Raw genomic sequence first — 24,764 nt, forward strand, 5'->3', positions numbered from 1 at the left:
GCCGCCCCGGGCCACAATGGGGGCGTGACTGACTCCGGACTCGCTCCCCTGCCCGCTTCCGACCGGCCCGACATCGCCGCGCGCCTGCGCGACGCGCTGCTGGCCGCCTCCTTCACCGCCGACGGGCTGCTCGACCTGCTCGGCGCCGCCGCGTACGCGGCGCTGGCCCGCAGCGAGACCGTGCCCGCTCTGCGTGCGACCCGCGGCGACACGCCGCTGGAGACGCTCGTACGGCTGTTCCTGCTCCAGCAACCGGTGCCCCACGCGCGCGCGGCGGCCGTTCTGCCGGTCGAGGAGACCCTGGAGGCCGGCTGGCTCACGCGCGTGGGCGGCGACGAGGTGGCCGCGACCGTGGACGTACGGCCGTACGGCGGTCCCGGTGGCCAGGACTGGTTCATCGTCTCCGACCTCGGCTGTGCGGTGGGCGGCGCCGGGGGTATCGGACAGCGCGACGAGGCTGTCGTCCTGGGCGTCGGCGGTGCGTCCACGACCCTCGCCGGCATCACCGTCCGCACCCCCGCCGCCTCCGCCCTGGACCTCGGCACCGGCTCCGGCATCCAGGCGCTGCACGCCGCCCAGCACGCCACGCGCGTGACGGCGACCGACCTCAACCCGCGCGCGCTGCACATCACGGCGCTCACGCTGGCGCTCTCCGGCGCGCCCGCCGCCGACCTGCGCGAGGGCTCGCTGTTCGAGCCGGTCCGGGACGACGAGACGTTCGACCTGATCGTGTCCAACCCGCCGTTCGTGATCTCCCCGGATGCCCGGCTGACGTACCGGGACGGTGGCATGGGCGGGGACGATCTGTGCCGTTCACTCGTTCAGCAGTCGGGGGAACGGCTGAACGAGGGCGGGTTCGCGCAGTTCCTCGCCAACTGGCAGCACGTGGCAGGGGAGGACTGGCAGGACAGGCTCAGGTCATGGGTGCCGCGCGGGTGCGATGCCTGGATCGTGCAGCGCGAGGTGCAGGACATCACGCAGTACGCCGAGCTGTGGCTGAGGGACGCCGGTGACCACCGCGGGGACCCGGTGGAGTACCAGGCGCGGTACGACGCCTGGCTCGACGAGTTCGAGGCGCGCAAGGTCAAGGCGGTCGGCTTCGGCTGGATCACCCTGCGCAAGTCCGGGTCCGCCGAGCCCGCGATCACCGTGGAGGAGTGGCCGCACCCGGTCGAGCAGCCGCTCGGGGACACGATCCGGGCGCACTTCGACCGGCTCGACTATCTCCGGGAGCACGACGACGCGGCGCTGCTGAACAGCCACTTCAAGCTGGCCGCCGAGGTGGTCCAGGAGCAGGTCGGGCTGCCCGGCGCCGAGGACCCCGAGCATGTGGTGCTGCGCCAGCACCGCGGGATGCGCCGGGCGACGAAGGTGGACACGGTCGGTGCCGGATTCGCGGGCGTGTGCGACGGCACGCTGAGCGCGGGCCGCATCCTGGACGCCATCGCGCAGCTCGTCGGCGAGGACCCGGTGGCGCTCCGCGACCGGACGCCCGCGCAGATCCGGCTGCTGGTGGAGCAGGGCTTCCTGGAGCCGGTGGGCTGAGCGGAGGCACCCCGGCGGGAGTGCGGGCCGAGCGGGAGCCGAGTCGTGTGCTGAACCGGGGCGGTGAGCGTCGTCGGCTGCCGGGGGCGCGGGCCGGGGCGGCGCCTGCGGGCGCCGCTGGGGCCCCTGCGCGGAAAACGGCCGGAAAAATATGGGTGCCGTGTTTCAGCTCTCCCCGTTCGAGTGCATGTTCGATAATCCGCCGACCTTCCGTTCACCCCGATGTCGCCCGCCGGCCTCCCGCGCGTGGCACCCTCCCGGCGCTGGGCAGAGCCGGACGGCGGGGAAGTGGTGGGCGGACGATGGAGAGCGGACCGGCGATCTTCGCCGGAGTGGTGTTCGCCCTGTTCGGGGCGGGTCTGCTGGCCTGGACCGGCACCCGTGTACGGCGTCGGGAACCGGTGGCCCACGGTGTGAATCGGGTCGCATCGGCCACCGTCGCGAGCGTGGCCGGGACGGCCGCGCTGGCCCTCGGCGCCTACTGCCTGACCCGGGTCTGACACCGGCCCGGCCATGTCCGGCGAGTAAGGGGAGCGTCACGCTCCGGACATGCACGGAAGGGGTACCCGGTAGTCCGGGCGGCAGGAATGGCGGTAGTCGGGTTACCGTTCGAGTGGCCGTTGTGAGCTTTTCCCGTTTGACACGGGGGCGGGATGTAGCGTCACACTCCGCAGCGTCACACGAGCCAGCAGTACGCCGCGACCCCGGGACGAAGGCCCTGGGGAGGCCCCAGCGTCGACCGGAGAGAAGAGCGAAGTTGTCCCCGACCAGCGAGACCGCACAGGGCGGCCGCCGACTCGTCATCGTCGAGTCGCCTGCCAAGGCGAAGACGATCAAGGGCTACCTCGGCCCCGGCTACATCGTCGAGGCGAGCGTCGGGCACATCCGCGACCTTCCCAACGGCGCCGCGGAGGTACCCGAGAAGTACACCGGCGAGGTCCGTCGCCTCGGTGTGGACGTCGACCATGACTTCCAGCCGATCTATGTGGTCAACGCCGATAAGAAGGCACAGGTCAAGAAGCTCAAGGACCTCCTGAAGGACTCCGACGAGCTGTTCCTCGCCACCGATGAGGACCGGGAGGGCGAGGCGATCGCCTGGCACCTCCAGGAGGTCCTGAAGCCGAAGATCCCGGTCAAGCGAATGGTGTTCCACGAGATCACCAAGGACGCGATCCGCGAGGCCGTCGCCAACCCGCGCCAGCTCAACCAGAAGCTGGTCGACGCCCAGGAGACCCGCCGCATCCTCGACCGCCTGTACGGCTACGAGGTCTCCCCGGTGCTGTGGAAGAAGGTCATGCCCCGGCTGTCGGCCGGCCGCGTGCAGTCCGTCGCCACCCGACTCGTGGTGGAGCGGGAACGCGAGCGCATCGCTTTTCGTTCCGCCGAGTACTGGGACCTGACGGGCACCTTCGCGACCGGCCGCGCGGGGGATGCGTCGGACCCGTCGTCGCTGGTCGCCCGCCTCCAGACCGTCGACGGCAGGCGTGTCGCGCAGGGCCGTGACTTCGACTCCTTGGGACAGCTCAAGAGCGGCAACACCCTCCACCTCGACGAGGCGACCGCCCGCGCCCTCGCCGCCGCCCTGGAGAACACCCGCTTCTCCGTGCGGTCCGTAGAGTCCAAGCCGTACCGCCGCTCGCCGTACGCCCCGTTCCGTACGACGACGCTCCAGCAGGAGGCCAGCCGCAAGCTCGGCTTCGGCGCGAAGGCGACGATGCAGGTCGCGCAGAAGCTGTACGAGAACGGCTACATCACGTACATGCGTACGGACTCCACGACGCTGAGCGACACGGCGATCGCCGCCGCCCGCGCCCAGGTCACGCAGCTGTACGGCGCCGACTACCTGCCGCCGCAGCCGCGCACCTACGCCGCCAAGGTGAAGAACGCGCAGGAGGCGCACGAGGCGATCCGTCCGTCGGGTGATCGTTTCCGCACGCCCGCGGAGACCGGCCTGACCGGCGACCAGTTCAAGCTCTACGAGCTGATCTGGAAGCGGACCGTCGCCTCCCAGATGAAGGACGCGACCGGCAACAGCGTCACGGTGAAGATCGGCGGTGCCGCCGCCGACGGCCGGGACGTCGAGTTCAGCGCCTCCGGCAAGACGATCACCTTCCACGGCTTCCTGAAGGCCTACGTCGAGGGTGCCGACGACCCGAACGCCGAGCTGGACGACCGCGAGCGCCGGCTGCCGCAGGTCGCCGAGGGCGACGCGCTGTCCGCCGAGCAGATCACGGTCGACGGCCACGCCACCAAGCCCCCGGCCCGTTACACCGAGGCCTCGCTGGTCAAGGAGCTGGAAGAGCGCGAGATCGGCCGCCCGTCGACGTACGCGTCGATCATCGGCACGATCCTGGACCGCGGCTACGTGTTCAAGAAGGGCACGGCCCTGGTGCCGTCCTTCCTGTCCTTCGCCGTCGTCAACCTCCTGGAGAAGCACTTCGGGCGGCTCGTCGACTACGACTTCACGGCCAAGATGGAGGACGACCTCGACCGCATCGCGCGGGGCGAGGCGCAGGCCGTGCCGTGGCTGAAGCGGTTCTACTTCGGCGAGGGCCACCACGGCGTCGGCAGCGCCGCCGAGGCCGGCAACGGCGACGGGGACCACCTGGGTGGCCTCAAGGAGCTGGTGACCGACCTGGGCGCGATCGACGCGCGCGAGGTGTCCTCCTTCCCGGTGGGCAACGACATCGTGCTCCGCGTCGGCCGCTACGGCCCGTACATCGAGCGCGGCGAGAAGGACACCGAGCAGCACCAGCGCGCCGACATCCCGGACGACCTGGCGCCCGACGAGCTGAGCGTCGAGCTGGCGGAGGAACTGCTGGCCAAGCCCAGCGGCGACTTCGAGCTGGGCACCGACCCGGCCACCGGCCACACGATCGTCGCCAAGGACGGCCGCTACGGCCCGTACGTCACGGAGGTCCTCCCCGAGGGCACGCCGAAGACCGGCAAGAACGCGGTCAAGCCGCGCACGGCCTCCCTCTTCAAGTCCATGTCGCTGGACACGGTGACCCTGGACGACGCGCTCAAGCTGATGTCGCTGCCCCGGATCGTCGGCACGGACGCCGACGGCGTGGAGATCACCGCGCAGAACGGCCGGTACGGCCCGTATCTGAAGAAGGGCACGGACTCGCGCTCGCTCCAGGCCGAGGACCAGATCTTCACGATCACGCTGGAGGAGGCCCAGGCGATCTACGCCCAGCCGAAGCAGCGTGGGCGTGCCGCGGCCAAGCCGCCGCTGAAGGAGCTGGGCGACGACCCGGTCTCCGGCAAGCCGGTCGTGGTCAAGGACGGCCGCTTCGGCCCGTACGTCACCGACGGAGAGACGAACGCCACCCTCCGCTCCGGCGACAGCGTCGAAACGATCACTCCTGAGCGTGGTTTCGAGCTGCTCGCCGAGAAGCGCGCGAAGGCTCCCGCCAAGAAGACGGCGAAGAAGGCGGCGGCCAAGAAGACCGCCCCGGCGAAGAAGACCGCCGCCAAGAAGACGGCCGCGAAGAAGACGACGGCCGCCGCGAAGAAGACGACCGCCAAGAAGACCACCGCGAAGAAGGCGACGGCTTCCAAGGCCACGGCTTCCGGCACGGAGGACTGACCCCGCCTCCCCGGAGGGCCGACCCCCGTCGGGCCGGCGACCTGGTCACCAGGTCGCCGACCGCCTCCACGGGTTCGCGAAACGAACGCCCCGGTACCGCTTCGGTGCCGGGGCGCGCGTACGACCCGGACACGCGAGGTGTGCTGTCAGTCGCTGCGGATAGGCTGAACGCATGACGCGAGCCGAGCAGCCAACGGCCCACCCCACAGCACCGGACGACGCCCTGGTCGCGGACTCCCGCGAGCGCGCCGTACGCTCCCTGCTGCACCGACCGCAGCTGAGGCGCCTGTGGAGCGCGCAGCTGGTCAGCGGTGTCGGCGACACCCTCTCCCTCCTCGTGCTGGTCGTCCTGGTCCTCCAGGCGGCGATCGCCGCGGGCTCCTTCGGCGGTGGCTACCGTGGCGTGGCGTTCGCAGTGGCGACGGTCTTCGCGGCCCGCATCCTCGCCACGCTGCTCTTCGGCGCGGTCCTCCTCGGGCCGCTGACCTCGCTCACCGCTCAAGAGGGCCCGCTCGACCGTCGCTGGACCATGGTCGGCGCGGACGGCGTGCGCGCCGCGCTGCTGATCGTCGCGCCGCTGTGGATCGACTGGACCCCGGACAACGCGCTCGCGGTCCTGCTGGTCACCGGCTTCGTCACCGGCGTCGCCGAGCGGCTGTGGACCGTGTGCCGGGAGAGCGCCGCGCCCGCCCTGCTGCCGGCCCCGCCCCCGGAGGGCGCGACCGTACGGCCGCTGCCGGACCACCTGGACGCCCTGCGCCGCCTGTCGCTGCGTACGACCTTCCTGGCGGTCCCGCTGGCGGCCGCCGCCCTGGTCGTCGCCGCCCTGCTGAACAACCTGCTGGGCACCGGCGTGGCCTGGTTCGACCAGCACCAGGCGGCCCTCGGGTCGTATGTGGCGGCGGGCCTGTTCGCCGGCTCCCTGTCCGTGCTGACCTTCCTGGAGCTGCCCGACACGCGCACCCCGCGCGCGCGGTCCCCGCTGGAGGGCCTGCGCCGTCCGCGCACCGGCACCGGCGTCGACAAGGGGCGTACGGGCGCCATCCCGCTGCTCGTCCCGGCCTGCGCCGGGGTGGCCGGCGCGATCGCGGCGGCCGTCGCGGTGTGCGTGCTGCACGCCAAGGACCTGGGCGGCGGGCCGGTGCTGTACGGCCTGCTGGTGCTGGGCCTGACCGGCGGTGTCGCCGTCGGCATCCGCACCGCCCCGACGCTGCTGCCCTCGCTCTCGCGCCGCCGCCTCCTGGCGCTGTCGATCGCCATCACCGGCATCGCGCTGCTGGCCGCCGGGCTGGTCCCGGACGTCACCACGGTCCTGCTGATCGTCACGCTGGCCGGTACCGGCGCGGGCGTGGCCGCCCACACCGGGCACACCCTGCTCGACCAGGAGACCGAGGACTACCGCCGGGCGCGCACCACCGAGCACCTGCACGCCGTCGTCCGCGTCTTCATAGCGCTAGGCGTCCTGATCGCGCCCCTCATCGCGGCGCTGATCGGCCCGCACCGGCTGGAGAACGGCAAGTTCGTCTTTGCGCACGGTGGCGCGGCCTTCACGCTGATGCTGGTCGGCGCGCTGCTGCTGCCGGTGGCCGCACTGGTGCTCGCCAAGGTCGACGACCGGTCCGGCGTGCCGCTGCGCCAGGACCTCAAGGACGCGCTGCTGGGCGGCGACGACCCGGTGCAGGCACCGGCCGGGAACGGCTTCTTCATCGCCCTGGAGGGCGGCGACGGCGCCGGCAAGTCCACCCAGGCCGAGGCTCTCGCCGAGTGGATCCGGGCCAAGGGCCACGAGGTCGTGCTCACGCGTGAGCCCGGCGCCACCCCGGTGGGCAAGCGGCTGCGCTCGATCCTGCTGGACGTGTCCTCGGCGGGCCTGTCGCACCGCGCGGAGGCGCTGCTGTACGCCGCCGACCGGGCCGAGCACGTCGACACCGTCGTACGCCCCGCCCTGGAGCGCGGCGCGGTCGTGATCAGCGACCGGTACATCGACTCCTCCGTCGCCTACCAGGGCGCCGGCCGCGACCTGTCCCCGACCGAGATCGCCCGCATCAACCGCTGGGCCACCAACGGGCTCGTCCCGCACCTCACCGTCCTGCTCGACGTCTCCCCGGAGACCGCCCGCGAGCGGTTCACCGAGGCGCCGGACCGGCTGGAGTCGGAGCCGGCGGAGTTCCACGCGCGCGTGCGGGCCGGTTTCCTCACGCTGGCCGCCTCCGACCCGGGCCGTTACCTCGTCGTGGACGCCGGGCAGGGCCCCGAGGCCGTCACCACCGTGATCCGGCACCGGCTCGACACCGTGCTGCCGCTGTCCGAGGCCGAGGTCAAGGCCCAGGAGGAAGCCCGGCGGAAGGCCGAGGAGGAGGCCCGCCGCAAGGCCGAGGAAGAGGCCGCCCGCAAGGCCGAGGAGGAGCGCCTGGAGCGTGAGCGCCAGGAGCAGCTCGCCCGCCTGCGCGCCGAGGAGGAGGAGCGCAAGCGCCGCGAGCTGGAGGAGGCGCAGCGGCGCGAGGCCGAACGGCAGGCGGAGGAGGCCCGGCAGCGGGCCGAGGAAGCGCGTCGGCGCGCGGAGGAGGAGCGGCAGCGGCTGCTCGCCGAGGAGAAGGCGCGCGCCGAGGAGGAGGCCCGCCGCAAGGCCGAGGAGGAGCGGCGCCGCAGGCAGGCCGAGGAAGAGGCCCTGCGACGCGCCGAGGAGGAAGCCCGGCAGGCCCGGCTCCGCGCCGAGGAGGAGGCCCGGCGCCTGGAGGCGCAGCGCAAGGCCGAGGAGGCGCTGCTGCGGGCCGAGGAGGCCCGCCGGCAGGCCGCCGAGGCAGCGGCGGCGGCCGACGCGGCGGCCCGCAAGCCCAGCACGTCCCTGCCGACGGCACCGGGCGTGACCGCCGACGCGGTGACGGTCCCGACGCCGGTGGTGTCGCCGGAAGCGGTCCTACCGGACGCGGATGCGCGCCGCATGGATGGCCGTCGTACGGATGACCGTGGTCCGGGCGGCCGTGCCACGGAAACGCGCGGCACGGACGCGCGCGGCATGGACGATACGACCGTGCTGCGGCCGGTGCGCGAGGACCGCGGTGGCTCCACCGCCGGCACCCGGGGCGCGCATCCGGACTCCGAGGTGACCGCCGAGCTGCCGCAGCCGCCGGTGTCCTCCGGGCCGGCGGACGAGACCGCGGTGCTGCCGCAGGTGCCTGCGGGCGCGGCGGACGAGACCGCCGTACTCCCGCCGGTGTCCGCCGACGAGACGGCCGAGCTGCCGGCGGTGGCTCCGGGTGCGGCCGACGAGACCGCCGTGCTGCCGCCCGTACGGGGTGACGACCCGGCGGGCCGGGTCCCGCCCGGCTTCTTCCGGGACGAGCGGCCCGCCGCGGGCCCCGACGGATCCGAGCCCCGCACGCGCGAGATGCCCCAGATCGACGCGGACGGCACCCCCCGTCGCCGGGCGCGCTCCGACTGGGCCGAGGAGACCCCGCTGGACGACCTGCCGACGCTGGCGGACGAGCTGCTGGGGTCGTACGACGAGGCGGAGCACGGCGGCGACCAGGGCAACGGCGACGAGCCGGGCCGCAAGGGCCGGGGCCGGGGCCGACGCGGCTGACCGGAACCGGTACGGGTCTTGGGACGGAGGCGTCCGGGGCACCGGCGAGGGCCGGTGCCCGCGGGCGCCTTCGCCGTCCGCCCCCGTTGTCAGTGCCCACCCGCACAATGGATTGCACAACGCGGAATGCGACGGAAGGGCGGCGTGACCCATGACGGTGTGGGACGACCTCGTGGGGCAGGAGAAGGTGAGCGCGGTGCTCGACGCCGCCGCGCGGGACGCCGACGCTCTCGTCACGGCCGTCGCGGCGGACGAGCCGCTGCCCGAGGCGTCGAAGATGACGCACGCCTGGCTGTTCACTGGCCCGCCCGGCGCGGGCCGGAACCAGGCGGCGCGGGCCTTCGCCGCGGCCCTCCAGTGCGTGAGCCCCGACCGCGCCCTCGGCGGCACCCCCGGCTGCGGCTTCTGCGACGGCTGCCACACTGCGCTGCTCGGCACCCACGCGGACGTCACCACGGTCGCCGCGGTCGGCTCCGAGATCCTGGTCAAGGACATGCGGGACACGGTCCGCAAGTCGTTCACCTCGCCGGCGAACGGCCGCTGGCAGATCATCCTGGTCGAGGACGCCGAGCGGCTGAACGAGAAGTCGGCCAACGCCGTCCTCAAGGCCGTGGAGGAGCCCGCACCGCGCACGGTCTGGCTGCTGTGCGCCCCCTCGGTCGAGGACGTCCTGCCGACCATCCGCTCCCGCTGCCGCCACCTGAACCTGCGCACGCCGTCCGTCGAGGCGGTCGCCGACATGCTCATGCGGCGCGACGGCATCGAGCCCGAGGTCGCCGCGTCCGTCGCCCGTGCCACTCAGGGCCATGTCGACCGGGCCCGCCGCCTGGCCACCGACCCGGCGGCCCGTGAGCGCCGCGCCGCCGTGCTGAAGCTGCCGCTGCGGCTGGACGAGGTCGGCGCCTGCCTGAGGGCCGCCCAGGAGCTGGTGGACGCGGCCGCCGAGGACGCCAAGCAGCTCGCCGAGGAGATGGACGGCAAGGAGACCGACGAGCTGAAGGCGGCGCTCGGCGCGGTCCAGGGCGGCCGGCTGCCGCGCGGCACGGCGGGGGTGATGAAGGACCTGGAGGACATGCAGAAGCGCCGCAGAACCCGCACGCAGCGCGACAGCCTGGACGTCGCCCTCGGCGACCTGACCGCCTTCTACCGGGACGTCCTCGCCCTCCAGCTCGGCACGCGCGTGGCGCTCGCCAACGCCGATGCCGAGGACGCGCTGGAGCGGCTGGCCCGCGCCGGCACCCCGGAGTCCACGCTCCGCCGCATCGAGGCGATCGCCGCGTGCCGCGAGGCCCTGGACCGCAATGTGGCTCCTCTCCTGGCGGTGGAGGCGATGACGATGGCGTTGCGGGCAGGGTGAGAGACACCGCCGCCCCCTGTCCCTCGAAGAGCCACAAAATCCACGCAGCGTACTCAACTCATCGCACAGCGTTAGGCTGGCCTGATGGATACCAGGCCATCCCCCCGCTGCAACCGTCGCACCGGCCCCCTCCGCCGCATGCGCTCCCGGCCGACGCCCCGCCTCACGGCCGCCCTGGTCACGGCCGCCGCCCTGCTCGCCGCCGCCTGCTCCGCCGGGACCTCGTCCGGCTCGGTGGGCGGCACGGTGCAGGCGGCGCTGGCCGCGCTGCCGCGTTCGACGCCGTCGGCACTGACGCCGTACTACGCCCAGCGGCTGCACTGGCGCGACTGCGGAGTCCCCGGATTCCAGTGCGCCACGATGAAGGCCCCGCTGGACTACGACAGGCCCGAGGCGGGAACCGTCCGGCTTGCGATCGCCCGCAAGAAGGCCACCGGCAAGGCCAGGCCGCTCGGCTCGCTGCTGGTCAACCCGGGCGGTCCGGGCGGTTCGGCGGTCGGCTACCTCCAGCAGTACGCGGGCGTCGGCTACCCGGCGGAGGTGCGCGCCCGCTACGACATGGTGGCGGTGGACCCCCGGGGCGTGGCCCGCAGCGAGCCCGTCGAATGCCTCGACGGACGGCAGATGGACGCGTACACGCAGACGGACCTGACCCCCGACGACCAGGGGGAGCGGAACGCGTTGGTCGCGTCGGACCGGAAGTTCGCGGAGAGCTGCGGTGCCCACTCGGCGCGGCTGCTGCGGCATGTGTCCACCGTCGAGGCGGCACGGGACATGGACGTCCTGCGGGCGGTGCTCGGGGACCGGAAGCTGAACTATGTCGGGGCGTCGTACGGCACGTTCCTGGGGGCGACGTACGCCGGACTGTTCCCCGAGCGGGTCGGCCGCATGGTCCTGGACGGTGCGATGGACCCGTCCCTGGACGCCCGCAGGCTGAGCCTGGACCAGACGGCGGGCTTCGAGACGGCGTTCCAGGCGTTCGCGAAGGACTGCGTACGGCACTCCGACTGCCCGCTCGGCGGGGAGCGCACGACGCCCGCGCAGGCCGGCGACCATCTGCACACGTTCTTCCGGAAGCTGGACGCCCACCCCATCCCGACGGGCGACGGGGACGGCCGGAAGCTGGGGGAGTCGCTGGCCACCACCGGCGTGATCGCCTCGATGTACGACGAGGGGGCCTGGGCGGAGCTGCGCGATGCGCTGACCTCGGCGATGAAGGAGGACGACGGCGACGGCCTGCTGGCCCTGTCCGACAGCTACTTCGAGCGGGACGCGAGCGGCCACTACAGCAACCTGATGATGGCCAACGCCGCCGTGAACTGCCTGGACCTCCCGCCGGCCTTCACCGGCCCCGAGGGGGTGGAGAAGGCGCTGCCCACGTTCGAGAAGGCGTCCCCGGTGTTCGGGCCGGGCCTGGCCTGGTCTTCGCTGAACTGCGCGTACTGGCCGGTGCGGGCGACGGGTGAGCCGCACCGCATCAAGGCGAAGGGGGCGGCGCCGATCGTGGTGGTCGGTACGGTCCGCGACCCGGCGACGCCGTACCGCTGGGCGCAGTCCCTGGCCCGCCAGCTCTCCTCGGCGCGCCTCCTGACGTACGACGGCGACGGCCACACGGCGTACGGCAGGGGCAGCGCCTGCATCGACACGGCGATCGACACCTACCTCCTGCGGGGCACCCCGCCGACTGCCGGAAAGCGCTGCTCATAGCCCGTGCCACCGGCCCCGGAGCCGCTCGCTCCGGGGCCGGTACGAAGCACCCCGGGAACTGTGTAGACTTACCGTCGTTGCCGATCGCACCATGGTGCGGGCAGCACGCCGCTTTAGCTCAGATGGCCAGAGCAACGCACTCGTAATGCGTAGGTCTCGGGTTCGAATCCCGAAAGCGGCTCGGCGAAAGGCCAGGTCACGTAGTCCGTGACCTGGCCTTTTTGTTGCTCGTAGGGGTGTCGCGGCGCGTGGCGGGGGTGCCGCCGGTCGACTTGCGTGAGCGGATGGGCCCGGCGTGCTTCGCGCGATGCCGGCGCCAGCCCGGCTACTCCCGCGTCAGCGGTCCTGGCCGCAGGGCGCGTGCCGGGGGCGTCCGCGGTCGGCGGTCTTCACCCCTTGTAGCCGAGCAGTCACCCTCGGCAGTCGTGCGAGTCCACCTGGGGCGAAACGGGTGTGGATCCGAGGGGCTGACGTATCGGGACATCGTCGAGTTCTACCCGATCGCCGCACGGCTCTCGTTGAACTCGCCCTTCAGCTTCTCGGCGAACTCCTGCCATGCCCGCGCGTTCGCCTGTGCCACCTGCACAACGCTCTCCACGCAATGGGGCGGAATGTTACTGAGCAACGCTTGCCAATGCTCCCGCTCCGGCTGGTTGCTCAGCCAGTTCAGGAGGATTCGCCCCGTTTCGCTGAATCGCAGGGACGGGTCCTTGCGGAGTCTTTGCAATGCAGTCCAGCCCACCACGGGGTCTGTCGTGATGGCTGCCCGGGTCGATTTGGGTACGACTGCTTTCTGGCCTCTTCCGGTGTCCTTCTTCGGTCGGCGCTGGCTGGGCGGCACCGGGTCCTGTCCGCAGCGTAATCTGTCGCGCACGTCCATCACCGTGGACGGGGCCAAGCCCGCGGCTCTGGCTATCTCCCGCAGGGATGCATCAGGGTTCTCGCGCAGCAACGCCGCGGCAAGCTCTCGCCCGGTGGCGCTGTTCAAGGGACGAACCCGTCCGTCGCGCCCCACTCTGGAGGACTCCTGCTCATCCCTGTCGGTGAGACGGTCCCTCACCGCTCTCACCGACCGCGCCGACAGCCCGGTGATGGCGGATATGGCCCGGTCCGATAACTCGGGATGCTCGGCAACGATACGTCCTGCTGCCGCTTTCCGGTCGGAAAGTGAGAGGGGTAACCCATGTCTCACATTCATCTCCACCGCGACCACAAAAGCTTCTTCCACGCTGCCGTCGAAGAAGCGGACGTCTATGGATTTGTCACCTCTTAGTGCGGCGGCGCGCAGCCTGTGCATTCCATCGATGACGCGCATGGTGGACCGGTGCACGATAATGGGCGGGAAATGCGCGTCGGATTCGATGAGCAGCTGGATGTGGTCGGCGCGTTCGCCGTCCAAGCGGGGTGAATCCGCGGACAGTAGGGAACTGATAGGGAGTCGCACGACTGGACGCCGCTCCAGACATGCAGCCAGTCGCTTACCGTCTTCGTCAAGCGTCACAGGTGGCCCCTATCCTCACGGCGGATAGTTTCAGTTACTCAGCCGCGGACTTCCGGGCGGCCGGACTTCCTGAACGTGTATGGGTAAATTAGATCATGGGTGCTGACGGCATGCAACCGCTTGCAATGCATTTTGGTCGCAAATTACCCGGCACTGGCCGAGATTCAACTCGGCGGGTTCCGAAATGTGTAAACAGTGGCAAGGTATCCCGCAAAGAATGTAAAGAACTGGACACCTCTCGCCCTATCGCGCATACCGCACTCTATGGTCCGAAGTCGGTTTTGCCTGGGTGGTGGCGTTCAGGACGGTCCGTCCGATGACGGCAGGTCCGCACCTCGGGAGTCGAGTCGGGCCCGTATCGCCTCGACGAACCGGGCTGCCTCTGCGGCGGGAAAGGCCGCGGCCAGTCGATGCGCCTGGTCCAGTACGACGCTCTTGCGGACCGGTACTCCCGGGGCGACGGCCCACAGCGGGCGGACACGAGCTCCTCTGCGGCACTTCGCCTCGTACGACTCCGTGCCGAGGTGCAGGCGGCGCAGGCCGCGCTCGTAACAGTAGTGGAGCGGGGCGTGCAGCATGACCTGTGCATACGTCGCGGAGTCCTGAACTGTGGCGTAGTCGAAACCCACCAGGCGCAGGCTCAGTTCGGTGCCCCAGTCGTAGCAGAGGGAGAAGCCGGCCAGGTGCCCGTGGGCGTCCCTGGCCTCGAAGACGACGGAGAGGTCGTCGAGGTGCTCGGCCTGGCGCCTCAGGGAGGAGCGCTGCTGGTCGACGGTCTCGTCGTGGCCGTACTTCCACTGCACCTGGGCGAGGAGGGGGGCTCCCTCGTCGCACACCTCGGACAGCCGGGTACGGCGGATCTCCAGACCGCTTTCCTCGAAACGCCGCACCTCCCGCTGCCAGTTGGTGCGGCGCTGCTTGGTGGGCAGCGAGCGGCGCATGTCCTCGGGGCTCTCGCCGACAAGGTCGACGACGCAGTCCGCGCCCACGAGATGGACCTCCTCCGCGGTGAGCGGTTGCAGAAGGCGGGCGGCGGCGATGGCGGTGTCCACCGAGTCCGGGGTGAGATAGGGCCACCACCAGCGGCCATCCGCCTGTGGCAGGTCGTCCACGGCGCGAGCCAGCAGTTTCGCGGTGTGCTCCGCCGCCACGGTCGGCGCCTGGCCGGGCGGGACCGGTACGGCGGAGCAGTAGCCCCGCCGGCCCCCGACCGTCAGGGCGGGTCCGGCGCCCTGCGCCCGCAGCACGGTCGCGGGCTGGTAGCGGGAGTGCGGATCCCGTGGGTTCCAGTGCACGGGCAGACCCGCGACCAACTCGGTTCCGTCGTGCAGCGCGAAGTAGTGCGGTTCGCCGGTGGGGCTGGTGTCGACGAAGCGGAGCCAGGAGGAGGAGAGGTAGAAGGGGGAGGCTGTCGCGAGGGCGTCCCAGGCCGGGAGGTCGTCCACTCCGCGGACATGGCGTACGGGGGCGATGCCACCGGTCACGGCGCCTCCCCCTCGACCGCGACGGCCCTGTCGGCCGCGGCGCATCGCGGCGGGCTCTTCGCCCGGTCCGCGCCCGTGATCACCGCATGACCGACCCGGATACTGAAGCCGCTCGGCGACAGCCGGACCTGCCTGATCTGCCTGATCTGCCGGATCCGGCGGTCCTCCGGGACCGTGGTCTCGAACCGCTCCAGGGGCGGATGGACCTCGCGGAAAAGCCGTCCCGTGCCGGCGACCATCATCAGGCGTCTTCTGGTCATGCGTGTGTCTCGCTTTCCGTCGGGACGCGGCTGTCTCGGCGCAGGGCTGCGAGCGGAGCGCGTCGGCCTGCTCCCGGTCCTGGCGGGCGCGTGCGGCGGTGCGGTCGGCGCTGTCCGGGGGGAGAGAACGTGCGGATCCGCCAGATGGTCGGGGAACTCCTCGATGTGGAACCCGGGGCCGGCACCCTGCGGCACACCGGCCCGGGCCATGTCGGTGATCACCAGGTGGGGCGAGAGGAGAACGCAACCGGTCCGGAACTGTACATGCGTACCTCGTCCCCGTCCGGGCCCGGACGGCTCGAACACCCCCACCGGTGGGACACCCGGTCGGCCACAGACGAGCTCGCCGTCCCCGGGCCCAGCTCCGGGATCGCCGAACCCCTGGGCACTGCCATGCGCACGCGCAAGTGGCCGCGACCAAGCGCCGGTTGGGGAACGCAGCCTGATCCGAAAGGTTCGACCGTGAGCCATCCGCAGTCGAACACCGCCGGCCGCGTTCGTGGTGTCGGCGAACATGGACAGTCCCGGAGCCGTGCCTCATATTGAGGCGCATGACAAAGCACGGCGCTGAGTTGTCCGATGGGTGGTCGATCGCCGCCGAGGCCGATGAAGTACACGAACTGCTCTGTGCATCGGACGTCTTTGTTGCAGAGACATACGGAACTCCAGTGCCGCAGCGCAATCGGGAAAGCACCGAAGGGCTGGTGTCCTCAGGAGCCGTGCATCTTCTCCGGCAAGAGGGCACGGCGACAGGCATGTTCACCCTGACGTGGGCACCGTCGTTCACCACCAGCACGGACATCTTCCCGGACACGGACAAGCCGATTTACATGCAGCGGCTGGCTGTGCTGCCGGACCGTATGGCCAGTGGTGAATTGACCGGCCTGATGTGCGTGCGCCGGGCCATGGAAGTCGCGCTCGATTACGGGGCGACGGCCATTCGGGCGGAGACCAATCCCGATCTCACGAACACGCTCCGTCTCATCCAGCGATTCGGGTTTCGGCCCTATGGCCCCGTCCTCGCCCACGGCGGGGTGCGTCGTATTTATCTCCAGAACGACCTTGAGATACCCGCGTAGTGATGGAACGACACCGACCGAAGGCGGTCCGGGACGCTGCGATCAGGCTGCGAGACCTGTGGCGTCTGGCCGGAATGCTCCGCGCGGCGGGTCTGCCGACCTTCGCGGCGCTGACCGTCGTGGACCTCTCGCTCGCGCTGCTCCCCACGGCCACGGGCCTGATGACGGGAGCCCTGGTCTCCCGCCTCGTGTCCGATCCGGACGACGGGCACACGCTCACCTTGCTGACCCTGGCCCTCGGCGTGCTGATCTTCGCGTCGCAGGCGTTCGAGTTCCTGCACTCGGCACTGCGTGTCGTGGCGGCCCAGCGGGTCAACGCCCACCAGCGGCTGCGTCTGGGCGACCTGGCGACACGGTCCGACGGCATCGCACGCCTGGAGGACCCGACCATTCAGGACGATCTCGCCCTGGCGGTGATGAAAGGACTCCCGAACTGGGTGTTCTACACCGTGGGCACGGGAGCGGCCGGCCAGCTCACGATCATGACGCGGACGGTCGGAGCCTGCGCGGCGGCCGGCGTACTCGCGTTCTTCTCCTGGCCCCTGGCCCTGTGCATGCTGACGGTTTCGCTGTTCGTACGGGCCTCCACCCGCCGGCAATGGATGCGGCAGCACGCCGTGGTGCGCGGGTGGGCGCCCGAGATGCGCCGGGAGGACTACTTCACCCAGGTCGCCGCGGCTCCGTGGGCCGCGAAGGAACTACGCGTCTTCGGGCTCGCCGCATGGGCGATCGGCCGGTACCGCAAGGTCACCGGCCACAGGGTGCACGGAACGGCGTCAGTGCGCCGGCGCCTTCTGCTGCGCCTGCGGTGGCACTTCGTGCTGCTCGCCGCTGCCACGGGGGCCGGGCTCGCCCGACTCGGGCTGTCGGCGGCCGCCGGGCATATATCCCCTGGGCAACTGGCCGTCTACCTGGGCGCGTTCTGGGGCGTGCTCGCGGTCAGCCGCTGGGACACGGAGGCCTACGACGTGGAGTTCGCCGGCATGCCGGCGCTTCAGGCGGCGGACCGACTCGCCGAGCGGCTCACGGCGCGGGACGGCGCGCCGGGGACGCTCGTCCCCCCGCATGAGGAGCCCGGCGGTGACGTACGTGCGGAGGAGGCGACAGCCGCCCCACCGCCTCTGGTGCGGTTCGAAGGGGTGGACTTCCAGTACGACGGCGCTCAACGCCGTACCCTGCGCGGCCTGGACCTCGAGATCAGGCCGGGAGAACTGCTGGCCCTGGTCGGCGTCAACGGGGCCGGGAAGACCACGCTGACCAAGCTGCTGGCCGGCCTGTACCAGCCCACGGCGGGAACGGTCACCGTGGACGGGGTGCCGCTGACGAAGGTCGATCCGGCGGCCTGGCAGCGGCAGATCACCGTCGTGTTCCAGGAGTTCACACGCTACGAGATGTCCCTGCGGGACAACGTGGTCCACGGCGCACCCGGGTGCCCCGCGCCGGAGCGGCTGCTGGAGGACATCGCGGACCAGGCGGGCATCACCGACCTGGTCGCCCGTGCCCCTTCGGGCTGGGACACCCCGCTGGCACGTGGGTACACGAACGGCATCGACCTCTCCGGCGGGCAGTGGCAGCGTGTCGCGCTGGCGCGGGCGCTGTATGCCGTCGCGTGCGGTGCCCGGCTGCTCGTGCTCGACGAGCCGACCGCGCACCTCGACGTCCGGGCCGAACTCGACGTCTTCTCACGGGTCATGAAGCACGCCAGGCAAGCGAGCGTCCTGCTGATCTCGCACCGGCTGTCCACCGTCCGCAAGGCGGACCGGATCGCCGTGCTCGACGGCGGCCGGGTGGTCGAGACGGGCACGCACGACGAACTGATGGCCTTCGGCGGCCAGTACGCCGGCATGTTCCAGCTTCAGGCCGCCCGGTTCGCCGACGCCGACACGGAGCCCGGCGCCCTCACGGAGCCCGGCGCCCTCACGGAGCCCGGCGCCGCCGATCGCAACAGCGAGGTGACCTCCCCATGACCCGCGGACAGGCGCTGCGTCGGCTGTTCGGCCTCTCGTGGCAGCGGCACCGCGGCTGGGTCCTGGCGTTCGCTGTCCTCGCGGTGGCCGACGTACTGGCCACCGGGGCCTTCGCCCTCACCTTGCGCATGCTGATCCAGAGCGCGCTGCACGAGCGCATGCAGGACGCGCTGATCGCCACGGCGGGCGCCGCGATCAGTTACGCGGTGACTGTGGTCGGGGCCTCGGCCCGGCTGAACGTCGTCAATCTGCTCGACGAGGCCATCGGGGTGGACCTGGACGAGCGGATCCTGAGCCTCATCGCCGGACTGGACGGCATCGAGCACCTCGAGCGCCCGGAGTACGCGGACCGGATAGCAATGGTGCGCGGCAGCGGGGACGTCATCGCCCGGGCCGGATGGGTGCTCCTGGACGGTGTGACCATGCTGGTCAGACTGTCCGTGGTGCTCGCCATCCTGGCGCTGACAGCCCCGGTCCTGCTCGTCCTCGCGCTGCTGCTCGTACCGGCGCTGTGGTTGCCGCGCCGAGGGCAGCGCGGGATCCGGAAGGCGGCCGTCGCGGTCGCACAGGACGTCCGGCAGGCGGAGCACGTCCAGGCCCTGCTGACCGAGGCGACGCCGAACATGGAGGTGCGGATCGCCGGGGCGGGGCCGCGGCTGCGCAGCCATGGCCAGGACGTGTGGGACCGGATCATCCGCACACAGGCCCGGGCGCAGTGGGTGAATGCCGGACTCGGCATCGCGGGGTGGGCGGTCTTCTCACTGGGGTATGTCGCCGCCCTGCTGCTCATCGTGCACGACGTGGCCTCCGGGCGGGCGCAGCCCGGTGACGTACTGCTGCTGGTCACTCTCACCAACACGCTTCGGGCCCAGGCCGAGGGCGTCGTACGGTCCTTGCAGCGCACGACCGACGGGATGAGTGCGCTGGACGCCTTCCTGTGGCTGGAGGACCATGCGGCGGCCCACCGCACGGGCCAGGCCGCGGCCCGTGTGCCGGACCGGCTGACCGACGGCATCACGCTGACCGGGGTGTCGTTCCGGTACCCGGGCACGGACACCTGGGTACTCAAGGGAGTCGACCTGCATCTGCCGGCCGGGTCGACCGTCGCGGTCGTGGGGGAGCACGGGGCGGGAAAGACCAGCCTCGTCAAGCTGCTGTCCAAGTTCTACGAACCGACCGAGGGCGCCGTCGTCGTCGACGGCGTCCGGCTGGCCGACATCCCCGCCGAGCACTGGTGGTCCCGGATGACCGCCAACTTCCAGGACTTCGCCCGGTTCCTGTTCCTCATGCGTGAGTCGGTCGGCGTGGGTGACCTCACCGCCGCCGACCGGCCCGACCGGCTGGCCCGGGCGGTCGCGGACGGGGACGCGGAGGAGATCGTCGCCGGACTCCCGGACGGTCTGGACACGCAGCTCGGCCGCATGTTCGACGGCGAGGAGCTGTCGACCGGCCAGTGGCAGCGGGTGGCCCTGAGCCGCGCCCACATGCGGACCTCACCGCTGCTGTGCGTCATCGACGAGCCGACCGCCTCCCTGGACCCGCGCAGTGAGTACGCGGTCTACCGGCGGCAGATGGCGCTGGCGAAGTCCTTCGGCGAGCGATGCGGAACGGTCACCTTGGTGGTCTCCCACCGGTTCTCCACCGTTCAGATGGCGGATCTGATCGTGGTCGTCGAGGGCGGCTCCGTGGCGGAAATGGGCGACCACGAGGAACTGATGGCGCTGGGCGGTATCTACGCCGACCTGTTCCGCATGCAGGCGGCCGCCTTCCGGAACGGTTGAACGGGCTGCGGGCAGTACCGGATCGCCCGCGCGGCTAGAGAAGGAGAAGCGGTGTCATCCCCTCATCAGGATGTGGTTGTGATCGGCGCGGGAGCCGCGGGACTCACGGCGTCGGTCATGCTCGCCCGCGCCAAGCTGCGGGTGTTGGTGGTGTCGACGGCGAACCGGCGCAACTCGTGCGTCGACGCGGTGCACAACGTGCCGTATGCGGAGGGGGTCCCACCGGCGCAGCTGTACGGCACGATGGAGGAGACCGCCCGGGAGTACGGCGTCACGCTCGTGTGGGACGAGGTGCTCGAGGCCGAGGCGGGTGAGTCCGGTGTGGCCGTACGCACCCGTGGCGGTACCCGGTACACGGCCGACCGTCTGCTGCTCGCGACCGGGCCGATCGACGAGCTGCCCTCCTGGCTGCCGGAGGGCGTCTGGGGCAAGACCGTCTTCGAATGCCCCTTCTGTCACACCCACGAGCACGACGGAAAGCCGTTCGCGTCGGTCGGCACGGGACTGGAAGCGATCGGCATGGCCCTGATGTCGATCCAGTACGCGACGACCATGACCGCCGTCGTCTCTGACGAGAACGCCGCCGCTACCCCCATGGCCGAGCGGCTGCGCCAAGCCGGCGGAACCGTCCTCGTCGACGAGGTCACCGCGGCCGAGCGGGAGGCGGACGGAGCGCTGACTCTGTACACCAAGGGCGGCACCGAGGTCGCCGCGGGGGCCTTGCTGATTCCCGGCGTGAAGAAGCACAACCTCCGCTTCGTTCCGCAACTCGGCCTGGAACTGAACGAGAACGGCGGCATCAGCACGACGACGCTCGGCCAGACCTCGAATCCCCGCGTGTGGTGCGCCGGCAACGGATCCGGCAACGGGCCGTACTTCATGTGGACCGGAGCGGCCGCCAGCGGCATCAACGCGGCCCGCTCCATCTGCGAGGACATCGCCTTCGGGCCGCTCCTCGACTCGTACTGGGCCCAGGTGAAGAAGACTCCCGGCGAACAGGGACAGAAAGCATGACCATGAACGTTCTGTTGGTGAGGTACAGCCCGTACTGGGCGGCTCCCCTACTCGACCGCGACGACGTCACTCTCCACGTCGTGCAGGAGCGGACCCCGCAGGGCCTGGCCGCCGACGCCCTGGCGCGCTTCGAGAAGGTCTACTACGTCTCCTCCTTCGACGCGCTGGAGGAGCTCAGTGCCGTCGCGGCGGACCTCATCAGTGAGGGCGTCGGCATCGACAAGGTGATGTCCTCCAACGAGTTCAGCCAGTACGCGGCCGCCTACCTGGCGCACCTGCTCTCCGTGGACCAGCCCTCGACGTCCGTGGTGCTCGCCACGCGCGACAAGCGGCTGATGAAGCGGCAGGCCCGAGAGGCGGGCCTGCACACCGCCCGTACCCGGTCCGTACCCGACCCGGCCTCGCTCGTGGACGGCGGTGACGATGCGCTCGCGGAGCTGGAGAACACCATCGGCTACCCGGCCGTCGTCAAGCCCGCCAACGGCTGGGGCACCGTGTCGACGACGGTCGCCCGCGACCGCGAGGAACTCCGGGCCGCCCTCAAGGATTTCCGCTACGCGCCCGAACTGCGGTCCCAGCAGCTGCTGGTCGAGGAGTACATCGAGGGCGAGGAGTTCCACGTCGACGCCGTCTGGCGGGACGGCGAACCCTGGGTCTTCTGCGTCAGCCGCTACGTCACCCCACCGCTCCGGCTGCGCGAGGGTGCCGGCCCGGGCCTGTCGGTCCTGCTCGACGAGGACGACCACGCCGCCCTGTACGCCGAGGTCCGGGAGCTGCACCGGCGGCTCAACGAACAGCTCGGCCTGACGCGGGGCCCGACGCACCTGGAGTTCTTTCGTGAGCGCGGCACGGGCCGGCTGGTGTTCTCCGAGATCGCCAGCCGTCTCGGCGGGCTCACGGTGGCCCAGCTGGTCGGCGCCGGCGTGGGTGTCGACGAGCGGGAGATCGCCGCGCACGAGCTGCTCGACGGTGACCTCTCCGAACTGCCGCTCCGGGACAGTCCGTTCCGGTACGTCGGCATGCTCAACATCATCCCCCGCCGCTCCGGCCGCGTGACCCGGATACCGGCCCGCGACGATCTGCTCGCCCACGACCATGTCCTCGACGTCTCCATCGGCCCCGGCATCGGTGCCGAGGTGACACTGGGACAGTCCTCCGCCAGCGTCTGCGTCATGGTCATCTACGGCGCCGACAGCGAGGACGACCTGCTGAAGATCGGCACCGAACTGGCTCGGGCCCACCCGGTCGAGGTCGAGTAGCCGACCGTGCCCGCGGTGTCCGCCCAGGACGGGGGCGGACACCGCGGGCCGCACAGGGCGGGCGTGCGTCGCCTCAGCGAGTGGAGAACGGGACCCGGCCCAGCGCGTCCGCGAGCGCGGCACCGAAGAGGCCCGCGAAGATGTGGTCGACCAGCGGGTTCCACTCCTCGCGCAGCCCGCCGTACGTCGGCAGTACCCGATGCGCGGAGCGCACGGCGAGATCGTCGTGCCGGGCGACGGCGACGACCCGTCGCCCGATCTCCGTGGCGCGTACGACCAGGTCGACGGCGCGGGCGTGACTGCGGCCGGGCGGGGCCAGCACGAGCAGCGGGCTGTCGCCGGGATGCGCGAAGCGCTCCACGTGCCACCACTCCTCGAGATCCTGCGCGAACGCGGGCAGCCCGCACGCCTCCACCACCTTCGCCGCCGCGTACTTGGCGGTGCCCGCCTGGGGTCCGGTACCCGTCACCATCAGCGGACCGGGATCCGCGGCCACCTCCTGGGCCAGCTCACGGCACGGCCCCTCCAACGCGCCGGCTGTCGCCGCCACCGCATCGGCGGCGGCGCGCAGCTCGTCCAACAGCGGCTCGGCGGGCTGCCGTCCGGCGCCGAGGCGGATGGCGATGACGAGGAGTGCGGCCAGACAGGCCTGGTAGGTGACGATGCCCGGCGAGGGCTGCCGCGGGCCGGTCGGGGCGATCACACCGATGTCTGCCACCCGCGTCACCGGGCTGCCCTCCGACACGGTCACCGCGACGGTCGGTGAACCCCGGTGCGCGGCCTCCTCCAGCGCACGGGTCACGGCCCTGCTGCCGCCGGACGCGGAGATCCCGACGACCAGGGTGTCCCGCCCGTCGCCGCCGGGCCCGACCGCGCCGTAGTCGAGGAGCCGCTGGGAGTTCAGCGGCTCGCAGATCAGGCCGGACATGCTCGCGAAGGCCAGCTCCGCTGCCCTGGCCGCGTGGTAGGAGTCGCCGTTGCCGGTGAGGACCACCCGGCGTATGCCGCGGGCCGCCCCGCCGAGCGGCCCGTCCGCGGTCGTCCGGGCAAGGCGGTCGACCACCTGCGTGAGCTCGTCCGCCAGGGCGCGGGACTGGCGCCGCATCTCCTCGGTCGTGTAGGGCTGACGTCCGGTCACTCGGTCTCCTCCAGTGAGCGCAGGATGTCCATGTAGGCGGCGACCTTCTCGACCTGGATCCGGCCCTTCCAGCCGTTGAGGCAGGTACTCACGAACGCCCCGTCGGCGTGTGCCATGAGCCGCGCCGCGTTCTCGTGGTCGGTGTGGCCCGCGAGGAAGACCGGCACGTCGGGCGCCGTCCGCCGGACCGCCGCGATGGTCCGGACGGTCCGTTCCTCGTCCTTGCTGCCCAGGCACACCGCGTCCGCGCCGACGAACGCGGCCTGACGGGCCGTCGACTCCGTCGGGACGTCGCCGCCGAGCCACCGGAAGTGCATCGAGTCCACGTCGGCGATGATCTGGACGTCCCATGCGTCGATCTTCCGCCGGTACTCCATCACGTCGAGCGGGTCCGCCTGCACCAGGCCGTGGGCGCTGACGGTGGCGCCCACGATCGCGGTCGCCCGCACGAAGTCGCCCCCGCAGATCTTCGCCACCGCGAGCGACGCTTTCGTGGCATGCCGCATGAGTTGCACCCCGATCCGGAAGCCGTCGCCGGTGGCCTCCCGGGCCGCCCGGGCGATCAGGGCCATCGCCGTGATCCGGGCCGGGTCGGACTCGTCGCGCGGGCTGTAGACGCGGTCGACGGTCTGCAGGAGGGCGCCGTGCGCGCCGCCCTCGTGCAGAGCCCGCACGGACGCCACGGCGTCGTCGAGGATCCGCTCGAAGGACCCGGCCTCGTGGAAGGGGGTGCCGGGCAGCGGATCGAGGTGGACGACGCCGAGGCACACCTTGCCCGGCCGGCCACCGGCCGTTTCACGTTTCACAACCTGACTCAACGGATCACCTCGTATACTGCGCGTTATGCGTCTTTATCTTTCTTCTTTTCGCATCGGGAATCGGCCCGATGAGCTGCGGCGCCTGCTCGACGGGCGCACGCGCACGGCTCTCGTGATGAATGCCTATGATTTCCAGGATGCGGACACCAGGGCCGCTTCCACGGAGCGAGAGCTCACCGAACTGAAATCGGTGGGTCTGGCTCCGGAGGAACTCGACCTCCGTGACTTTTTCAGTGATGGACGCGCACTCCGGAAAACTCTGGAAAGCTTCGATCTGGTCTATGTGCGGGGCGGAAACACGTTCGTCCTGCGCCGTGCCCTGCGGTACAGCGGCGCGGACGAACTGCTCCAGGAGTTCCTGGCCGCCGACACCCTGGTCTTCGGCGGCTACAGCGCCGCCGCGGCCGTAGCCGGCACCACCCTGCGCGGCATCGCCGGCTACGTGGACGACCCGGACCACATTCCCGCGGGCTACCCCGAGGGCCCTGCGCTGTGGGACGGGCTCGGCCTGCTGCCCTTCGCGGTCGCGCCGCACTACCGCTCCGACCACCCCGAGACCGAGGAGATCGAGCACACCGTCCAGTACTACATCGACCATCACGAGCCCTTCATGGCGCTGCGGGACGGTCAGGCGATCGTCGTTGACGGTGACGACGTACGGGTGGTCGGCTGACCGGCT

17 protein-coding genes and 1 tRNA gene are annotated in these 24,764 nt (G+C 71.3%); 13 read left to right on the forward strand and 5 right to left on the reverse strand.

What is annotated here, in order from left to right:
- The first annotated feature begins 24 nt into the window (after positions 1–24).
- The 7 genes from ACZ7DL_RS27520 to ACZ7DL_RS27550 all read left to right on the forward strand — a co-directional run bounded on the left by ACZ7DL_RS27520 (position 25) and on the right by ACZ7DL_RS27550 (position 11,965).
- Positions 25–1,545 carry a DUF7059 domain-containing protein gene (locus ACZ7DL_RS27520; protein ID WP_470778029.1) on the forward strand — a complete coding sequence of 507 codons (1,521 nt, stop codon included), beginning with the start codon at positions 25–27 and terminating at the stop codon, positions 1,543–1,545.
- A 302-nt stretch (positions 1,546–1,847) separates the two neighbouring features.
- Positions 1,848–2,045 carry a hypothetical protein gene (locus tag ACZ7DL_RS27525; protein ID WP_470778030.1) on the forward strand — a complete coding sequence of 66 codons (198 nt, stop codon included), beginning with the start codon at positions 1,848–1,850 and terminating at the stop codon, positions 2,043–2,045.
- 257 nt (positions 2,046–2,302) lie between these two features.
- Entirely contained in the window at positions 2,303–5,137 is a 2,835-nt protein-coding gene (topA, locus tag ACZ7DL_RS27530) for a type I DNA topoisomerase (RefSeq protein WP_470778032.1), read from the forward strand.
- Between the two features lie 172 nt (positions 5,138–5,309).
- Positions 5,310–8,720, forward strand: a complete 3,411-nt coding sequence (tmk, locus tag ACZ7DL_RS27535; RefSeq protein ID WP_470778033.1) for a dTMP kinase — start codon at positions 5,310–5,312, stop codon at positions 8,718–8,720.
- 151 nt (positions 8,721–8,871) lie between these two features.
- Positions 8,872–10,077: a DNA polymerase III subunit delta' gene (locus tag ACZ7DL_RS27540; protein WP_470778035.1), complete on the forward strand. Its 1,206-nt coding sequence runs from the start codon at positions 8,872–8,874 to the stop codon at positions 10,075–10,077.
- Between the two features lie 84 nt (positions 10,078–10,161).
- On the forward strand, positions 10,162–11,784 hold the full coding sequence (locus ACZ7DL_RS27545; RefSeq protein ID WP_470778036.1) for an alpha/beta hydrolase: 1,623 nt from the start codon (positions 10,162–10,164) through the stop codon (positions 11,782–11,784).
- 107 nt (positions 11,785–11,891) lie between these two features.
- Positions 11,892–11,965 (forward strand) — tRNA-Thr (locus tag ACZ7DL_RS27550).
- Positions 11,966–12,277: 312 nt separating this feature from the next.
- Here ACZ7DL_RS27550 and ACZ7DL_RS27555 read toward each other — a convergent pair.
- From ACZ7DL_RS27555 to ACZ7DL_RS27565, 3 genes are all read right to left on the reverse strand, one after another.
- Complete coding sequence (locus ACZ7DL_RS27555; RefSeq protein WP_470778038.1) at positions 12,278–13,183, reverse strand: ParB/RepB/Spo0J family partition protein; 906 nt, start codon at positions 13,181–13,183, stop codon at positions 12,278–12,280.
- Positions 13,184–13,584: 401 nt separating this feature from the next.
- A complete protein-coding gene (locus ACZ7DL_RS27560; RefSeq protein WP_470778040.1) occupies positions 13,585–14,769 on the reverse strand; it encodes a GNAT family N-acetyltransferase in 1,185 nt (394 codons plus the stop codon).
- Complete coding sequence (locus tag ACZ7DL_RS27565) at positions 14,766–15,029, reverse strand: hypothetical protein (RefSeq protein WP_470778041.1); 264 nt, start codon at positions 15,027–15,029, stop codon at positions 14,766–14,768. The genes ACZ7DL_RS27560 and ACZ7DL_RS27565 overlap by 4 nt, the downstream gene beginning before the upstream one ends.
- 551 nt (positions 15,030–15,580) lie before the next feature.
- Between ACZ7DL_RS27565 and ACZ7DL_RS27570 the strand changes: the two genes are divergently transcribed.
- The 5 genes from ACZ7DL_RS27570 to ACZ7DL_RS27590 are packed head-to-tail and all read left to right on the forward strand — an operon-like array spanning position 15,581 to position 22,129.
- Positions 15,581–16,108, forward strand: coding sequence for a GNAT family N-acetyltransferase (locus ACZ7DL_RS27570; RefSeq protein WP_470778043.1), 528 nt, complete (start codon positions 15,581–15,583; stop codon positions 16,106–16,108).
- 2 nt (positions 16,109–16,110) lie between these two features.
- A complete protein-coding gene (locus ACZ7DL_RS27575; protein ID WP_470778045.1) occupies positions 16,111–18,075 on the forward strand; it encodes an ABC transporter ATP-binding protein in 1,965 nt (654 codons plus the stop codon).
- The gene (locus ACZ7DL_RS27580) at positions 18,072–19,856 is read left to right on the forward strand and encodes an ABC transporter ATP-binding protein (protein WP_470778047.1); all 1,785 of its coding nucleotides are present in this window, start codon (positions 18,072–18,074) and stop codon (positions 19,854–19,856) included. Before ACZ7DL_RS27575 ends, ACZ7DL_RS27580 begins: the two co-directional genes overlap by 4 nt.
- Before the next feature lie 51 nt (positions 19,857–19,907).
- Positions 19,908–20,870: an NAD(P)/FAD-dependent oxidoreductase gene (locus ACZ7DL_RS27585; RefSeq protein WP_470778048.1), complete on the forward strand. Its 963-nt coding sequence runs from the start codon at positions 19,908–19,910 to the stop codon at positions 20,868–20,870.
- Positions 20,867–22,129 (forward strand): ATP-grasp domain-containing protein, encoded by a 1,263-nt coding sequence (locus ACZ7DL_RS27590; RefSeq protein WP_470778049.1) that lies wholly within the window; start codon positions 20,867–20,869, stop codon positions 22,127–22,129. The genes ACZ7DL_RS27585 and ACZ7DL_RS27590 overlap by 4 nt, the downstream gene beginning before the upstream one ends.
- A gap of 73 nt (positions 22,130–22,202) precedes the next feature.
- On the opposite strand, the gene ACZ7DL_RS27595 is transcribed toward ACZ7DL_RS27590, so the two are convergent.
- Both ACZ7DL_RS27595 and ACZ7DL_RS27600 read right to left on the reverse strand, forming a co-directional pair.
- A complete protein-coding gene (locus tag ACZ7DL_RS27595) occupies positions 22,203–23,267 on the reverse strand; it encodes an SIS domain-containing protein (protein WP_470778050.1) in 1,065 nt (354 codons plus the stop codon).
- Entirely contained in the window at positions 23,264–24,073 is an 810-nt protein-coding gene (locus ACZ7DL_RS27600; protein ID WP_470778051.1) for a BtpA/SgcQ family protein, read from the reverse strand. The genes ACZ7DL_RS27595 and ACZ7DL_RS27600 overlap by 4 nt, the downstream gene beginning before the upstream one ends.
- Before the next feature lie 127 nt (positions 24,074–24,200).
- Here ACZ7DL_RS27600 and ACZ7DL_RS27605 point away from each other — a divergent pair, with 127 nt between their 5' ends.
- On the forward strand, positions 24,201–24,758 hold the full coding sequence (locus tag ACZ7DL_RS27605; protein WP_470778052.1) for a Type 1 glutamine amidotransferase-like domain-containing protein: 558 nt from the start codon (positions 24,201–24,203) through the stop codon (positions 24,756–24,758).
- Positions 24,759–24,764 lie beyond the last annotated feature (6 nt).

Source organism: Streptomyces sp. NPDC036984 (genome assembly GCF_055607665.1).

Coding starts and splice junctions, on each gene's coding strand:
- ACZ7DL_RS27540 (WP_470778035.1), top strand. CDS start 8,872: ATGACGGTGTGGGACGACCTCGTGGGGCAGGAGAAGGTGAGCGCGGTG.
- ACZ7DL_RS27605 (WP_470778052.1), top strand. CDS start 24,201: ATGAATGCCTATGATTTCCAGGATGCGGACACCAGGGCCGCTTCCACG.
- ACZ7DL_RS27580 (WP_470778047.1), top strand. CDS start 18,072: ATGACCCGCGGACAGGCGCTGCGTCGGCTGTTCGGCCTCTCGTGGCAG.
- ACZ7DL_RS27545 (WP_470778036.1), top strand. CDS start 10,162: ATGGATACCAGGCCATCCCCCCGCTGCAACCGTCGCACCGGCCCCCTC.
- ACZ7DL_RS27570 (WP_470778043.1), top strand. CDS start 15,581: ATGACAAAGCACGGCGCTGAGTTGTCCGATGGGTGGTCGATCGCCGCC.
- ACZ7DL_RS27590 (WP_470778049.1), top strand. CDS start 20,867: ATGACCATGAACGTTCTGTTGGTGAGGTACAGCCCGTACTGGGCGGCT.
- ACZ7DL_RS27525 (WP_470778030.1), top strand. CDS start 1,848: ATGGAGAGCGGACCGGCGATCTTCGCCGGAGTGGTGTTCGCCCTGTTC.
- ACZ7DL_RS27575 (WP_470778045.1), top strand. CDS start 16,111: ATGGAACGACACCGACCGAAGGCGGTCCGGGACGCTGCGATCAGGCTG.
- tmk (WP_470778033.1), top strand. CDS start 5,310: ATGACGCGAGCCGAGCAGCCAACGGCCCACCCCACAGCACCGGACGAC.
- ACZ7DL_RS27565 (WP_470778041.1), bottom strand. CDS start 15,029: ATGACCAGAAGACGCCTGATGATGGTCGCCGGCACGGGACGGCTTTTC.